The organism is Halorussus limi, from assembly GCF_023238205.1.
In the GTDB taxonomy this organism is placed as follows: Archaea; Halobacteriota; Halobacteria; order Halobacteriales; family Haladaptataceae; genus Halorussus; species Halorussus limi.
The window spans coordinates 346,728-360,611 of record NZ_CP096659.1 but is presented as its reverse complement, the minus strand read 5'-3'; the positions used below and the strand labels follow the sequence as shown (position 1 = coordinate 360,611).

The 13,884-nt window shown below is 68.8% G+C and carries 20 protein-coding genes and 2 pseudogenes; 7 read left to right on the top strand and 15 right to left on the bottom strand.

Annotation, left to right across the window (positions count from 1 at the left end; all coding sequences use genetic code 11):
* Positions 1–134: 134 nt before the first annotated feature.
* Entirely contained in the window at positions 135–395 is a 261-nt protein-coding gene (locus tag M0R89_RS01895) for a hypothetical protein (protein ID WP_248650878.1), read from the bottom strand.
* An 89-nt stretch (positions 396–484) separates the two neighbouring features.
* On the opposite strand from M0R89_RS01895, the pseudogene M0R89_RS23530 reads away from it, so the two are divergent.
* Positions 485–713: pseudogene (locus tag M0R89_RS23530) on the top strand (ion transporter); the annotation flags it as partial.
* Positions 714–753: 40 nt separating this feature from the next.
* Here the strand turns inward: M0R89_RS23530 and M0R89_RS01885 are convergent.
* Entirely contained in the window at positions 754–1,119 is a 366-nt protein-coding gene (locus M0R89_RS01885; RefSeq protein WP_248650876.1) for a hypothetical protein, read from the bottom strand.
* Positions 1,120–1,311: 192 nt separating this feature from the next.
* On the opposite strand from M0R89_RS01885, the gene M0R89_RS01880 reads away from it, so the two are divergent.
* The gene (locus M0R89_RS01880; RefSeq protein ID WP_248650875.1) at positions 1,312–1,719 is read left to right on the top strand and encodes a hypothetical protein; all 408 of its coding nucleotides are present in this window, start codon (positions 1,312–1,314) and stop codon (positions 1,717–1,719) included.
* Between the two features lie 5 nt (positions 1,720–1,724).
* Here M0R89_RS01880 and M0R89_RS01875 read toward each other — a convergent pair whose 3' ends face one another.
* The 3 genes from M0R89_RS01875 to M0R89_RS01865 all read right to left on the bottom strand — a co-directional run bounded on the left by M0R89_RS01875 (position 1,725) and on the right by M0R89_RS01865 (position 3,016).
* Positions 1,725–1,994, bottom strand: a complete 270-nt coding sequence (locus M0R89_RS01875) for a DUF8075 family protein (protein ID WP_248650874.1) — start codon at positions 1,992–1,994, stop codon at positions 1,725–1,727.
* 120 nt (positions 1,995–2,114) lie between these two features.
* Positions 2,115–2,291 (bottom strand): hypothetical protein, encoded by a 177-nt coding sequence (locus M0R89_RS01870; RefSeq protein WP_248650873.1) that lies wholly within the window; start codon positions 2,289–2,291, stop codon positions 2,115–2,117.
* A gap of 68 nt (positions 2,292–2,359) precedes the next feature.
* Positions 2,360–3,016: a helix-turn-helix domain-containing protein gene (locus M0R89_RS01865; RefSeq protein WP_248650872.1), complete on the bottom strand. Its 657-nt coding sequence runs from the start codon at positions 3,014–3,016 to the stop codon at positions 2,360–2,362.
* A 173-nt stretch (positions 3,017–3,189) separates the two neighbouring features.
* Here M0R89_RS01865 and M0R89_RS01860 point away from each other — a divergent pair, with 173 nt between their 5' ends.
* Positions 3,190–4,320, top strand: a complete 1,131-nt coding sequence (locus M0R89_RS01860) for a Vms1/Ankzf1 family peptidyl-tRNA hydrolase (protein WP_248650871.1) — start codon at positions 3,190–3,192, stop codon at positions 4,318–4,320.
* Here the strand turns inward: M0R89_RS01860 and M0R89_RS01855 are convergent, their stop codons facing one another.
* Complete coding sequence (locus tag M0R89_RS01855; RefSeq protein WP_248650870.1) at positions 4,321–4,710, bottom strand: pyridoxamine 5'-phosphate oxidase family protein; 390 nt, start codon at positions 4,708–4,710, stop codon at positions 4,321–4,323.
* Positions 4,711–4,771: 61 nt separating this feature from the next.
* Positions 4,772–5,449: a hypothetical protein gene (locus M0R89_RS01850; RefSeq protein WP_248650869.1), complete on the bottom strand. Its 678-nt coding sequence runs from the start codon at positions 5,447–5,449 to the stop codon at positions 4,772–4,774.
* 164 nt (positions 5,450–5,613) lie between these two features.
* Between M0R89_RS01850 and M0R89_RS01845 the strand changes: the two genes are divergently transcribed.
* Complete coding sequence (locus tag M0R89_RS01845; RefSeq protein WP_248650868.1) at positions 5,614–5,850, top strand: DUF8593 domain-containing protein; 237 nt, start codon at positions 5,614–5,616, stop codon at positions 5,848–5,850.
* A gap of 57 nt (positions 5,851–5,907) precedes the next feature.
* On the opposite strand, the gene msrB is transcribed toward M0R89_RS01845, so the two are convergent.
* The 4 genes from msrB to M0R89_RS01825 all read right to left on the bottom strand — a co-directional run bounded on the left by msrB (position 5,908) and on the right by M0R89_RS01825 (position 8,424).
* Positions 5,908–6,327 carry a peptide-methionine (R)-S-oxide reductase MsrB gene (gene msrB / locus M0R89_RS01840; protein WP_248650867.1) on the bottom strand — a complete coding sequence of 140 codons (420 nt, stop codon included), beginning with the start codon at positions 6,325–6,327 and terminating at the stop codon, positions 5,908–5,910.
* A gap of 59 nt (positions 6,328–6,386) precedes the next feature.
* Complete coding sequence (locus M0R89_RS01835) at positions 6,387–6,791, bottom strand: hypothetical protein (protein ID WP_248650866.1); 405 nt, start codon at positions 6,789–6,791, stop codon at positions 6,387–6,389.
* A 174-nt stretch (positions 6,792–6,965) separates the two neighbouring features.
* Positions 6,966–7,436, bottom strand: coding sequence for a GNAT family N-acetyltransferase (locus M0R89_RS01830; protein ID WP_248650865.1), 471 nt, complete (start codon positions 7,434–7,436; stop codon positions 6,966–6,968).
* A gap of 43 nt (positions 7,437–7,479) precedes the next feature.
* Positions 7,480–8,424, bottom strand: coding sequence for a ZIP family metal transporter (locus M0R89_RS01825; protein ID WP_248650864.1), 945 nt, complete (start codon positions 8,422–8,424; stop codon positions 7,480–7,482).
* Between the two features lie 193 nt (positions 8,425–8,617).
* On the opposite strand from M0R89_RS01825, the gene M0R89_RS01820 reads away from it, so the two are divergent.
* Together M0R89_RS01820 and M0R89_RS01815 are read left to right on the top strand one after the other, a co-directional pair.
* Positions 8,618–8,764 carry a hypothetical protein gene (locus tag M0R89_RS01820; protein ID WP_248650863.1) on the top strand — a complete coding sequence of 49 codons (147 nt, stop codon included), beginning with the start codon at positions 8,618–8,620 and terminating at the stop codon, positions 8,762–8,764.
* A 224-nt stretch (positions 8,765–8,988) separates the two neighbouring features.
* Positions 8,989–9,411 carry a DUF7344 domain-containing protein gene (locus M0R89_RS01815; RefSeq protein WP_248650862.1) on the top strand — a complete coding sequence of 141 codons (423 nt, stop codon included), beginning with the start codon at positions 8,989–8,991 and terminating at the stop codon, positions 9,409–9,411.
* Between the two features lie 9 nt (positions 9,412–9,420).
* On the opposite strand, the gene M0R89_RS01810 is transcribed toward M0R89_RS01815, so the two are convergent.
* Positions 9,421–9,981, bottom strand: a complete 561-nt coding sequence (locus M0R89_RS01810; protein ID WP_248650861.1) for a hypothetical protein — start codon at positions 9,979–9,981, stop codon at positions 9,421–9,423.
* A 110-nt stretch (positions 9,982–10,091) separates the two neighbouring features.
* Positions 10,092–10,577: pseudogene (locus M0R89_RS01805) on the bottom strand (metal-dependent hydrolase); the annotation flags it as partial.
* A 102-nt stretch (positions 10,578–10,679) separates the two neighbouring features.
* Between M0R89_RS01805 and M0R89_RS01800 the strand changes: the two are divergent.
* Complete coding sequence (locus M0R89_RS01800) at positions 10,680–11,387, top strand: SDR family NAD(P)-dependent oxidoreductase (RefSeq protein WP_248650859.1); 708 nt, start codon at positions 10,680–10,682, stop codon at positions 11,385–11,387.
* A 30-nt stretch (positions 11,388–11,417) separates the two neighbouring features.
* Here the strand turns inward: M0R89_RS01800 and M0R89_RS01795 are convergent, their stop codons facing one another.
* Both M0R89_RS01795 and M0R89_RS01790 read right to left on the bottom strand, forming a co-directional pair.
* Positions 11,418–13,187 (bottom strand): flippase activity-associated protein Agl23, encoded by a 1,770-nt coding sequence (locus M0R89_RS01795; RefSeq protein WP_248650858.1) that lies wholly within the window; start codon positions 13,185–13,187, stop codon positions 11,418–11,420.
* 2 nt (positions 13,188–13,189) lie between these two features.
* The gene (locus M0R89_RS01790) at positions 13,190–13,843 is read right to left on the bottom strand and encodes a hypothetical protein (protein ID WP_248650857.1); all 654 of its coding nucleotides are present in this window, start codon (positions 13,841–13,843) and stop codon (positions 13,190–13,192) included.
* Positions 13,844–13,884: the final 41 nt, after the last annotated feature.

Sequence of the window (13,884 nt, the reverse complement as noted above, 5' to 3'; positions counted from 1 at the left end):
CATTCGCACTTTCTCCGGGCCGTCACCACCAGACCAGCGAAAAGTAACGCAGTCGTCTGCCGGAATTGGGGTGCCGTCTCTTCGCCGGACGCCAATCGCCCGGTGGTCGCGTCGCCCGCTCGTTTCGCGCCAGTTCATCCGGGGGCGTCGGTATCCAGTAGTCGCTTCCCGTGGTGGTCCCGGAAGTGGCGCACGCGGAGTTTCCACGCGTTGTTCTCGTCGTCGCCCGGCAGTTCCATCCCGCAGAGCGCGCAGGCGTCGGTCCCGTCTCGCTCTGCGGTCACGAGTCGCTCGTCGTGCGTCGCGGCGAAGTGGTGCAACAGCGACTCGACGCGCACGTCTCGGTTGCACCGGGCGCAGGGGTACATCCGCTCGCGGAAGGGCGTCCTGCTCACAGGCGAACGAACGCGCCGCGGTTCCAAAAGAATTCCTCGAACGCTCACCGACCTGAGAGACCCTCGTTCGGGCCGCCGTGGGTTCCGGTATGGCCGGTCGAGCGAGTTCGACGGACGACCGCGACTTCCGGGAGTCGGTGTGATTCTACCTTCTCGACCGCGAGACGAGTCTCGACAAGACAATCGACGTGGCGCTGCTCGCGCTGAACCTCGCGTTCGTCGGCATCTTCGTCGCCGAGACCCCCCGTCTCCGAGGCGGTCGAGACGCTGCTCTGGCGGGCAGAGGTCGCCATCACGGGCGTCTTTCTGGCGGAGTACGGCAGCGAGTAGACGGGGCGAGAGAAGGCCGCGCTCGCGGTTACACGTCCAGTATCGCGCCGCCGACGAGCGCGACGGTGCCGACGAACGCGACGCCGACGAACGCGAAGTACGGCGCCGTCGGCGGCGGGTCGAAGGGCGGAGTCCCTACCGCGAGACCGACGACGGGAATCAGCGTGAAGACGACGATGGCGGCGAGAAATCCGACCCAAATGACCGTCCCCGCCGTGTCGAGTTTGTCGGCCAGCGACGACGAGTCGCCGTTTCCGTCGTTTCCCCCGTTCTCGCCGGTCGTCGCCCGCTCGGCCCCCGCGTCGGCCGACTCGTCTGGACCGGAGACGACCGTCGCGTCTCGTCTCGACCCGGCGTCCGAGGCTGTCGAATCCGCGTCAGCGGTAGTCGCCATGTGTCCCTTCTCGGGCGCCGGGGAAATCGGTCTGTCGGTCGAAACGGAGCGGTACGTCCGACTCGGCCCGCCGGTGGCGGGTCGGCCCGCGTTACTTGCCCGCGTCCGAAACTGGAGGCACGGGGAGTCGAATTGCAGACCGAATCCGGGTCGGCCACACGACCTAACAGCGCGGCCGCCGACCCTCTATCCATGCCAGACTACGACCGACTCGGCGGCGCGTCAGTCAGCGGCGACTCCCGGGAGCTACCGGTGCCACAGAAGGCCGTCAACCTCGAACTGGTGAAGTCCGGCGGGGAAGTCTATTGGGGCGTCCGCGAGGCGGACGGTGCGGTCTTGGTCTCGCAACTCTACGACCCGCTGGAGGACGACCCCGGCGTTCGGTTCCTGACCAGCACCGCCATCGACGACGACAGCCGACAGCTACGGGTGCCCGACGCGGTGTACGACCACTGGGACGACGTGGCGGGCGGGGGAACCGCGGTGAGGGGCGGCGACCGCCTCGAATTCGTGACGACCGACGAGATGGCCGACGACGAGCAGATGCTGGTCCTGCCCGAGTGGCAGGTCGAGGACGTTCTCGGCGAGGACGAGGCGTAATCCGGTTACTCCTCGGCCCCGTCTCCGCGTTCCTCCTTGCGCGCTCTGCCGTGGTCTCCGCAGAGGATGTCGCCCGCGTCGGTGTCGAAGAAGAACTCGTCGCCCGCCTCGATTCGTTCGCCGCCCGCCGCGCACCCGTCCTCGTGGTTCAGGAAGTACTTGCCCTCGGAACGGCCGGTTTCGAGGCGGTCGGCTTGCCGCGCGAACTTGACGATTCCCTCGCCGATTTGAGTGCGCTCGGCGGAGTCGGCCGCCTCGAAGTGGATGACTGGCATGGGTCGGAGACCCGGATACCACCCCGATTCGGATAAGGGCTCGGCCTATTCTGTCGAGAGTCGCGGTCGTCCCCGACGTTCGAGCGACGTGGTCGCAGCGTAGACTCAATCGGGAGCGCCCTACTCGTCGGCGAGAGTGAGCAGTTGGAGCGCCTCCCGAATCCGGTAGTCCTTCTCGTCCAATTCGTCGGTCTCCAGCGCCTCGGTGAGGGCTTCGACCGCTCGCTCTCGTTCGCCCGCGGGCGTCTCGTCGTCACGCGTCGTATCTCCGTCGAACTTGCTGGACGGCTTACCCATTACGCGTCCGTAGACAGGCCGCACGGTTCATCCCTGTTTTTTAGTATACAAACTCCTTTTAGCCCTGCTCACTCCGGAGGTCGCAGTTCGGACAGCGTCTCCGCGAGTATCGAACTGATTCCGCGACGGAGTCGAGACGCGACCGCTTGCTGTGAGATGCCGAGTTCGCCGCCGAGGTCCGCCATCGTCACGTCGCGCGGCGTGTTGAAGTACCCCCGCTCGTACGCGAGTACCAGCGCCTCTTGCTGGGTGTCGGTGAGCGCCGCTTCGGTTTTGGACTTCAACGGAGTGAGCGCGTGAAGTTTCGTCAGCGTGATGGGGATGTCTAGCTCCCGACACCGTTCCTGAAACGACGCGATGTCTCGGCGGTCGTCGCCCCGAATATCGAACGTCCACTGCTGGTTCGTGCCGACGGCTTCGATGAGCGCGATTTTCGTCTCCGTCAGCGTGGTCAACACGTCCTCGTACTCCAACGACCACTCGACGCGCAACAGATACTGGTCGGTGACGGAATCGACGAGTTGGATGTTCTCCACGCCCGGATGGTCGAGAAACGCGTCCTCGATATCGTCGACCTCGGTCCCTCGAACCCAGAAGTAGGGAATTACGACGTCCTGCGCCGGGATAATCCGCTCTAGTTCGACTGTCACTCCCGGTAACTGCTCGAAGACTGTTCCCAAGGGAAACTGGTCGGAGGGAACCGTAAACGTCGCCTCAGTAGCCATGTCCTTCCGTCGTACTCCGCCAGTAAAGGGTTGGCGTCACCACGACCGAATCGAGAGTCGGACCCGGACACCTCCGGCCCAAACCCTCAATCCCGCGCGACCCGTACTCGATTCCGACTACGGGGGTTCCGTCGCTGGCGACCCCGTAATTCCCGCCAGCGGCCACACTACAGATGGACATCGAAGCATACGAGCGCCACGAGCGAATCGAGCGCGTCGAGCAGGCCGAAGCGACCGAGAACGACCTCGTGACCGTCGCGATTCCGCCCGACAAATCGCTCGGCGAGGCGCTGGAGCGAGTTGAGGAGGACCGCGCGGAGGCAGAGTACATCGACACCGAGGGCGAGGACGCCGCGTATCTGGAGGCGCTCGAAGCCGTCCGGAGCATCCTCCAGCACCACGAGACCACGCCCGAGAACGGACTCGTCGTCTACGCGGGCGTCGTTGACGGCGAGGTGGTCGAGTACGTCTTCGACGACCTGCCCTCGCCCGTCTTGGAGTTCGTCTACGAGCGCGGCAACGAGTTCGACGCCGGACTTCTCGACGCCGCCGCGGAGGGCCCGACGAAGACGTTCGGCCTGCTCGTCGTGGAACGCGGCGGCGCGGCGCTCGGCCTCACCGAGAACGAGGACGTGCGGGTGGTCGAGACCTTCGAGAGCGACGTGATGGGCAAGTCCAAGGCGGGCGGCCAGTCGGCCCAGCGGTTCGAGCGCGACCGCGAACGCCAGAAAGAGGAGTTCTTCGAGACGGTCGCCGACGAAGCGAAGCGCGCGTTTCTGGGCGACCACGACGACGAGTCGGCCAGCGCCGCGACCGACGTGGACGGCCTGCTGCTCGGCGGCACCAGCGTCACTGTCGCGGACTTCCGGGAGGGCGACCACCTCGACCACCGACTCGAAGACCGACTCGTCGGCGACCCGGTGTCGGTCGAGTACGCCTCCGAGCAGGGTCTGCGCCAACTCGCAGAGAAGGCCAGCGACCGCATCGAGGACGCCGAGCGCCGGGAGATGCGCGAGACGCTCGACCGCTTCTTCGACGCGCTCGAAGCGGGCGGTGGGTCGAGCGACGACAGCGACCCGGTAGTCTACGGCCGGGACTCGGTCGCCGAGGCGCTGGAGTACGACGCGGTCGAGACCGCGCTGGTCTCGGCCGACCTGCCCGCCGAGGAGGTCCGCGAGATTCAGGACCTGACCGACGCCGAGGGCGGCGACTGCGTGGTCGTCCCGACCGACTTCGAGCGCGGGCGCCGGTTCGGCGAGGCGTTCGACGGCGAGGCCGCGATTCTCCGGTTCCCCATCGAGTAATCAGTAGGTCTGATAGCTCGCCGACCCGACTTCGACTCGGACCAGCACGTTCTCGGGGTACTCGTCGGCCTCCGCGCCGTATTTGGGGTTGATGCGCTCGGCCGCCTTCCGGCGTTCGTCCTCGTCCTCGACGATTTCGGCGGTCCCGCGCAGGGTCACCATCCACTGGGCCTTCCCGCCCTCGTCCTTCTGGACGGAGACCGCGACGCGGGGGTTCTCGCGGACGTTCGCCAGCTTTCGCCCGCCGGTCAGCACCTCCAGCACGCCGTCGTCGTAGCGGTACCAGACCGGCGCGACGTGGGGCCGACCGTCGGCGCAGGTGGCGAAGTGGGCCATCAGGGGTTCGCTCGTGAGCAGTTCCTCGGCCGGGGCCGGAACAGTGTCGGTCACGGTGGTCGTTCGGTCGGCGCGAGAAAAAGCGTTCCCGCCGTGCTGCGGTCGCGGAGCGTCGCTACAGCACCAGCCACGCCACCAGCGCGACGATAATCAGTTTCTTCACGAGGATGACCGCGATGACCGTCTGCTTGGTCGTCATGGTGCGCGAGAGGCGGACGAGTCGCCGGACGACCTTCGGCGACCGGGCCAGTTCCCGGCCGAGGAGACGGAGTTCGGTCAGGAACGTCGCGCCCGCCGACCCCTCGCCCTCGACGTAGTCTATCTGGGCCTCGGGGACCCACTCGTCGCCGGTGTAGACGACCGAGAGCGTCTCGCCCTCCAGAAACGACACCTGCTCGAAGTCGAACCCCTTCGCCTCGGTCAGCGCCTCCAGTTTGAGCACGTCGCGGTCGGCGTCGAGGTCGTAGGCCAACCGCTCGGTGTCGGTGGTCCACGGGAACCCGACGGTCAGGACGACCCGGCGCTCGCCGACGAACACGTCGCGGACCTCGGCCCGTTCGGCGTTGCCCCGGCGCTCCTTCTTCTTGGTCCGGAGGCGCTCGTACTCGGGCGTCTCGGCCGCGTCTTCGGTCCGGCCAGCGGAGTCGCCGGTCTCGCCGGCCGAGTCGTCGGTCCCGTCGGCCGATTCGTCGGTCGTCGCGGCGGCCGCGCTCGGGGGTCGGTCGCCTGCGCTCCGGTCGCTGGCGGTCCCGTCGCCCGCGTTGGCGGCCCCGTCAGTGGAGGGTCGGCTCATCGGTTCTCGTCTCGAAATAGTCGCTGTGACATGATAAGTGTGACTCGGGGACGCACGGAACCGGATGCCCACCGACCAGAGGCCGGACTCGCCACGTCGCAGTGAGGCCGCGGCCGGACCGACGCGGCCCGAACGCATTCCCGACCGGAAAGCGAACGGCAGGCATGGCCGACTACTCGGACGACCACATCGGAAAGCGGGTCGTCACGCAGAGCGGCGTCGAAATCGGCACGGTAGACGACGTCCGCAACGGTGACATGTACGTGAGCGTCACCACCGACGACACGAACGAGACGGTGGACCAACTCGGCTGGGAGGGACCGGTCGAACAGGACGTGCATCACCTCCGCGACCAGTACGTTTCGGACATCACGGAGAACACGGTTCGACTCCGGGTGTGACCGCGCCCCGGCCAGCGGAACGCCGGACCGCGAGCGCTCGCGTCGCGCTCCGAGTAGTTACTCGTCTTCGTCGAAGTCCAGCGCGACCGAGTTGATGCAGTAGCGCTTGCCGGTCGGTTCCGGGCCGTCCTCGAAGACGTGGCCGAGGTGGCCGCCGCAGTTCGCGCACAGCACCTCGATTCGGTCCATCCCCTTGCTGGTGTCCCGTCGGGTCTCGATGCGGTCGTCGTCCGCGTCGTAGAAACTCGGCCACCCGCACCCCGAGTCGTACTTCGTCTCGGCGTCGAACAGTTCCGCGCCACACCCCGCGCAGGCGTAGGTGCCGTCGTCTTTCCGGTCGACGTGTTCGCCCGAGAAGGGGCGCTCGGTCCCGGCCTCTCGGAGGACGCGGTACTCCTCGTCGCTCAGGCGCTCGCGCCACTCCGCGTCGTCCTCGGGCAGGTCCTCGCGGGTCTCTCGCTCCTCGTGTTCACTCATACCCTCACTTGGGTCTCGGCAGGGTTAGGGGTTGCGCGGTTCCGGGCGGAATTGCCCGGCTACGGACGCTCGGGCGCGACGATCTCCGTCGGAAGCCCCTCGGCGTCCGTCGGCGGGTCGTCGGGGAACGTCACGCACTCGCCGTCGGCCGCGCTCTCGGCCGTCGCGTCCAACTCGTCGCGCTCGACGGCCGCGAGTTCGTACGTCTCGTAGTACCGCTCACCGTCGCTCTCGACGGCCGCGAGTTCGTACGTCTCGTAGTACCGCTCACCGTCGCTCTCGACGGCCGCGAGTTCGTACGTCTCGTAGTACCGCTCACCGTCGCTCTCGACGGTCACGACGATGGACGAAGGATACCCCCAGTCCACGTCGAGGACCGTGCCCTCGACTCGCGTCGGTCGAACGAGACGCCCCGCGACCGTGACCGTCTCGTCGCTCGTGACGGCCGTCTCCTCGTTCGTCATGCGTGACTCGTCTCACAGAACGTGACCGTCGCACAGTTCATACGGACCCTGACCGGGCGAGAAAGTATAAGTATTCTATTCTGTTCAACTCGATTTACTGCCGGGGACGCGGGCAGACGTGCCGTGAACGCTTTGAACGGTTCCGATTTCGCGGTCTCGGTCGGCGGACTCGAACTATTCGACTCGTTTCTCCATGACGATTTCGTCGTACTCGCGGTACGAAAGCGGGTACTCGCCGGTCTTCTCGTAGCCGCGACTGCGGTACAGGTCGGCGAGGTACGGATGTCCGTCGGGCGTCGTGAGCCACACGGTCTCCCGGTCGCCGTCGCGGACCGCTCGCTCCGCGCAGTCTAGCAGTTTTCGGCCGACGCCCTCGCCCTTCCAGTCCTCGCGGACGCCCAGACGACTGAGTTTCGTCCGGTCGGGGTCGGTGGCTTCGACCCTGACCCCGCCGACGAGTTCAGTTCCGACTTCGGCGACGAAGACCCGACTCTCCCGCATCCACTCCGCGACCTCCTCGGCGGTCGCGGACTCCGCCTTGGCCGGAAAGCCGAGTCGGCGGTTCTCGGCGTACGCGCTCCGATAGACCGCTGCGAGTCGCTCGGCGTCCTCGGGGGTCGCTCTACGAATTCGAGGCTCGGTCACGCGTCGAACCGAAACGGTGGCGCGTCCTGAGTCTGTCGGTGGACTACCCCAACACGATGTCGAGGTACAGCATCACCGCGACGCCGAACATCGTTCCGAGGGTCGCCACGCGCTCGTGGCCGCGGGCGTGGGTCTCGGGCACGATTTCGTCGCTGATGACGAACAGCATCGCGCCCGCAGCGAACCCCATCGCGTAGGGGAGTATCGACCCGGCGACGCCGACCGCGAGCGCACCGATTACCGCGAGCGGAATCTCCACGAGACCCGCCCGGACGCCCGCGACGGTCGCGTAGAACAGCGACCCGAACCCGGCGTTGGCGGCCGCGACCGCCACCGCCAGCCCCTCCGGCACGTTCTGGATGCCGATGGCGAGCATCAGCGCGAGTGCGTCGCCGACCTCGCCCGACCCGAAGCCGACGCCGACCGCCAGCCCCTCCGGCATGTTGTGGAGCGTGATGGCGACGATGAACAGCAGGACCGAGGCGGTCCGGGCGTCGTCGGGGTCGAGTCGCTCCCGGCCGGTCGCGGTGTCCTCCTCGATTCTGGGGGCCGGGTCCGTCGCGCTCGCCTTCGCTTCGTCGGCCAGTTCGTCGCCCGCTTCACCTGCCGCGTTCGCCTCGTCCGGTCGCTCGTCGCTCGTCGGTCCTCCGTCCGAGTAGTCCCGTCTCCGACCGGTGACGACGACGTGGATGTGGGGCACCCACTGGTCGGCCCGGTCGAGCAGGAGGACCCCGAGCGCGAATCCGACCAGCACGGGACCGATGCCGCCGATTTCGATGCCGGGCAGGATGAGACTCGTAAAGCTCGCCGAGAGCATCACGCCCGCGGCGAAGCCGAGCGCACCGTCGAGGGCGCGGTCGGAGGGGTCGGGCCAGACGACGACCAGCGCGGCCCCGAGGGTGTTCAGCGACGCGATGAAGACGCCGCCGGCGAGTCCCTGTATCACGGGGTCGGTACCGACCAGGCGGACGAACCACTCGCTCAACATCGCTCCGTCCTCGTAGTCCGTGTCGGGCGCTCCGCTTCGACCATTACGGGGAACGTCGGCCGACGAGACTAAAAGTCCGCCGCCGGGCGACGACGCCGCCGGACCGAGCGCCCGACGACCGAAGCGGCGTTCGACCGGCCGAGCGCGAGCGAACGCCCGAGAGATTGAAACATCAGGGCGGCGAACCTCTTGTATGCGCGTCTGTGACATCTGTGAACGCCAGAAACCGGGGGGTACTCGGTTGGTCTCGCGCACCGGCGGCGACGTCTGGGTGTGCCGGGGATGCATGATGCAGGCGGTCACCAACAAGGCCGACGAACTCACCTACCGAGACTGGTGAGTCGGTCGGCGTTGTTCCGGTAGCCACGGTCGGCGAGACCCCGGTCGGCTATCGATTCCGCGGTTTTCAGGCCAATTTCGCGGTGTTCGCAGTCGATTCGTGAGTTCCGTTTCCGACCGGCCGAGGCCGCGATAGGGCGTGAACAACCATTTGATTTCTTATATAACAGGTTCTAGAGATTCGCGTAGTTTTATTTCCCCTGTGTGAGAACAACTATCTCACTCATGAGTCAGTCACCGAGCGACTCGACCGAGGGACGGACTGCAGACGACGCCGACGGGAACGGTCTCGGCTCGGTGGACGACTCGCTCGACGCGATTTTCGAGGTCCTCGTGGCCGAGCGACGCCGTCGCGCGCTCTACGTCCTCCACCGCCGTGGCGGGCCGGTCGCGCTCTCGGACCTCGCCGAGGCGGTGGCCTCCTGCGAGGGCGAGGACGCCGACGTCGAGCGCGTCGCCGCGTCGCTCCACCACGTCCACCTCCCGAAACTCGTCGCGGCGAACGTCGCCGAGTACGACCCCGAAGACGGGACTGTACGACCGCTCGGCCACCCCGAGCGGCTGTACCGCCATCTCAGCGCCGCCGCCGAGGACGAGTACCGGCCGCTCCGCCGCGCCGCCGAGAGCGCCACCCTCTCGGAGTTCTGAGGTCGCGCGTCAGTCGAGTCGCCACCCGTCGTCCGTCCGTTCCACGTCCGACAGCGCCGCCAGCGAGGGCCGAACGCAGGACGTCCACCACTCGTCGGCGTCGTCGTGGCCCGCGGGATAGTCGGGGTACACCGCGGTCCGGAGTCGGTCGCCCGTCGCGGGACCGTCCTCCGACAGGTAGTAGCAGGCGGCGTAGACCGCCGCGCGCTCGCGCTCGTCCGGGGCCGAGAGCGTCGAGATGTCGTTCTCGAGTTGCTGTGGGAGACCGCCCTCGTACTCGTTGGTCGTGCCGGGCATCGGCCCGTCGCGCGCCTCGGTCGCGGTGTGGCCGGGTAGCCACCAGACCGACTCGCCGTCGACCGACTTGCGTTCGAGGACGCCCTCGGTGGCGAGTCTGTCGAGGGCCTCGCGGGTCCTCGCCCGGCGGTAGGGAACCGACCCGCCGACTTCCTCGGTCGTCAACACCGGGTCGTCGGCGTCGCGGAACGGCGCGAGGAGGGCGTCGTCGGCCAGCGACGAACCGCGCTCGGGGAGGGCGCTGCGGGGTGCATCGTCGGAGTCCGGAGTCACACCGGTAGCAGGCCGCCGACGCTGAAAAGGGTTGTCGCCCCGCCGACCGTCGGCAGGGTCGCCGCGCCGGTCGCCGACGGGAGGGGCCCGCCGGTCGCAACTACGCTTCCGAGATACGCCGCCGCGGCGGTGGCGAACACCCCGAGCGCGAACAGGCCGTAGTTCCACGTCGTGCTGTCGGCGGGGGTCACCGACAGCGAGTAGCGACGGCCCGAGACGGGCCACAGCAGGGCCACGCCCATCGGCGTCAGCAGGTCGCCGACGAGGTGCGCGAGGACCGCGAAGGCCGCGATACCGCCCGCGAACGCCGGGAGCGGCGCCGGGCCGGCAGAGAGACCGCCGAGACCGGTCGCCGACGCGCCCGCGCTCGCGGCGGTCCACGTCGCGCCCCCGACCAGCGCGGCGAACGCCAGCGTGTGGGTCGGTCCGCGGTGGGAGACGCCCGGTATCCGGTGGTCCACGTCGGGGAGCATCGCCAGCCAGCAGACCGCCGCGCCGCCCGCCACGGCCGCGGTCGGGTGGCCGCCGGCGAGGAGCAGGCCGCCGAGGGGAGCGTACAGCGCGAGCGAGACGCCGTAGTGGCCGATTCTGAACACGGCCGACCGTGGCGACTCCGGCGACGTAACTGTGGCGGAGTGGCCTACACGGAGGTCGCCCGATGCAGAAACCGGTTTGGCCTCGGAGTCCGTCCGTGACGTATGGACGGACAGACTGCGGTCGTGACGGGCGCGAGTCGAGGCATCGGCGCGGCGGTCGCGCGGCGGTTCGCCGCCGAGGGCGCGCGAGTCGTCGTCTGCGCGCGGGAACAGGACGGACTCGACCGCGTCGTCGCCGACATCGAGGCGGCGAGCGGCGACGACGGGGGCGAGGTCGAGGCGATGCGCGCCGACGTGCGCGACGAGTTCGACGTGGAGCGACTGATGGAGACCGCGGCCCGCGGGAGCGACGGCGGCATCGACGTGGTGGTCGCCAGCGCCGGGGTCTTCCACGGCACGCCCGGCGAGTCGCCGCTGGCCGACGACGCCTACTCGGCGTTCGACGACTCGTTCCGGACCAACGCCCGTGGGGTCTTCGCCGCGGTCAAGGAGGCCCTGCCGCACCTCGCCGACGACGCGCGGGTACTGGTCCCCTCCGGGAACGTCGCCCGCGAGGCGAAACCGGGGTACGGCGCGTACGCGGTCTCGAAGGCGGCGGCCGAGGCGGTCGTCCGGCAGTTCGCGGCCGAACTCGACCACACGGTCGGCGTCGTGGACCCCGGCGTGGTCGCGACCGACCTGACCGGCGGGCAGGGCCGGGACCCCGAGGACGCCGCGGACCTCGTCCACTGGGCCGCGACCGAGGCGCCCCCGGCGGAGTTCGACGGCGGCGTCGTCGGCCTGACGGAGTTCAGGAAGGCGACCGCGTAGAGACGGCCGTCGCGGTTCGACCGGACCCCGCTACTCCGCCGTGTCGCGTCCGGCCGTCCCGGTCGCGTTCTCGTCCACGTAGACGACCATGCTACTCTCGTGACAGCCGCTGTCGTGGAGGAAGCGGTGGACCTCGTGGCGCTCGTAGTCGCGCAGGTGGCGGTCGATATCGCTGGCGTTGGCGTACGACTCGTCGCAGGTCTCGACCTCACCGAGGGCGACGACGACCGGCGGCGGGTCCTCGGCCACGATTTCCGGTCGGGTCGTGCTGTCGACCGTCGCGCCGAAACTCTCCAGATACCACGCGAAGGGGAGGCGGTCGAACCAGCCGCCGTGTGCGGGTTGGTTCGGAGTCAACAGCGCCTCTTCGTCCGCCGCGTCGAAGGTCTCGCCGTAGTACAGCACGTCGACGCCGCGGTTCGACTGCGAGACTGCCCGGACCTCGTGGAGGAGCGGTTTCATCTCGCTCGACGACTGTGCGTACTGGACGAACTCGTTGCCGTCGCTCTGGGGGTGGCGGTACGAGGTGGCGACCGCTGTCGCGCCGACCTGTCCGACGACGACCAGCAGGACCAGCGCGGCCGCGGTCGCCGAAATCGCGTCGCCGTCCGCCACGCTGGCGGCGCCGAGGCGGCCGACCAGCGCGAGACCGACGGCGGCCGGAACCGCCAGCGGGACGACGACGTGGATGACCTCCCACGGGAACGGGTTGTCCACGATGACGGGGTAGCCCGCCAGACTCGCCGCGCCCCAGAAGAACGCGAACCCGACCACGTCGCGGGGACGCTCGCCGGAGTACCGGTCCGCGACGAATCCGAGCGCGGCGAACGCCAGCACGACCGCTCCGCCCTCCGCGAGCGCCGGCCAGAGCGCCTTCGCGGTCCAGAGGTACGAGTGGTCGTTGCCGCCGACCCACTTGCCGGTGAACGCCCGCCACGACCCGAGCGTGGCCTCGCCGACCAGCGCGGGGAGCAGGGTCGGGTCGCGAGCGGTCGCGCCGAGCGTGGGCGAGGCCTCCGCGCCGGACCCCCGCGGCGCGTAGAAGAACACCACGACGGCGAAGAACTCGACGACCGCGAGCGCGAAGTGAGTCCGCCAGCGCCAGACCTCGCGGGCGGTTCGGCGGACGCGCCCGGTCGCGGCATCGAGCGCGCTCGTCTCGGCGCTCTCGCGGAGGAGTCGCCGGTCCCAGAGCAGGGCCGCGGCCCCGGCCCAGCAGACCGGGTAGACGAGCGCGTTCTCCTTGGTCGTGAGCGCCAGCGCGAACGCTGCGGTTCCCGCGTAGAGGTAGGCCGGGCGGCGAGCGTCGTACGCCCGGACGAAGAAGCCGAACGCGACCAGCATGAACCCCGCCAGCAGCAGGTCGTTGCGGTAGAACCGCGAGAAGTAGAGCAAGAGCGGGTTCGCCGCCAGCAGGAGCGCCAGCGCGACCGTCTCGGAGTCGCGCAGTCGCCGGCGGAACAGGAGCGCCGCGAGGGGAAGCAGGCCGCCGACCAGCGCGGGCACGAGTCGCATCGTGAAGTCCGACGCGCCGAGGACCTCGAAGACGTAGCTGTTGACGATGGTCAGGAACGGGCCGTGGACCACGGGCCGGTACCAGTAGACGCCCGACTCCATGTAGCGGTACGCCCAGTAGGCGACCCGGGCCTCGTCCTGATGGGCCACTCGCGCGCCGAGCGCGAACAGTCGAGCGGCGACGGCGAACAGAGCGATTAGCGCGACCGCGACCCGGACGCGGCCGAGGTCGGAGACGGTTCTGCGGACAGTGCCGACCGGTCGAGAGCGGAGCGCGCCGGACATCGTCAGCAGATGGCGTAGACGATGCTCAGCGACCCGTCCTCTCGGAGAGTGACGTGGGCGTTGCCGTGGCACTCGTTGGTGGCGATGGTCGCGCAGTCACGGCGCGGCGAGTCGGTCGCGGTCGTCCGTGCGTCGGTCGCACCCGCCTTCGAGTCCGCCGGGGTCTGAGTGTCCGCCGCGGTCGCGGTCCCGTTCGACGCGACCAGTTCGGCGCAGACTCGGAACCGCTCGACGCCGTCGGGGTCGGCCTCCCGGAGGTTGTAGAGGATAGACTCGCCGCGCGGGAACTCCTCGGTCGTCTCGAAGACCGTCTCGCCGGTCGCCTCCCGGACGACCGCGACTCGGAGCGTCCGCGGTCCGGACAGTTCGTTCTCGACGGTGATTTCGTGGTCCGGTTCGGGAGTGTTCGAGGCTTTGGCTATCCAGTCGCCGTTCGTGTCGTCGGTCTCGGTCGGGTCGCTCGCCGAGTCGGTCGTCCCGCCGGTCGTCTTCTCGGTGGGCGGTTCCCGGGTCGTCCTCTCGGTGGACGATTCGGGGGTCTGACCGCCGGTCGTCGTCCGGTCGGCGGCCACACCGCCGGCGTCGGAGAGACAACCCGCGGACGCGAGACCGACGCCGACCGCCGCGAGGACCGAGCGTCGTGTAAGTCCGGTCATACGTTCGACTCCGGAACCCGCCGGGATAAGTGTTAAAGAGA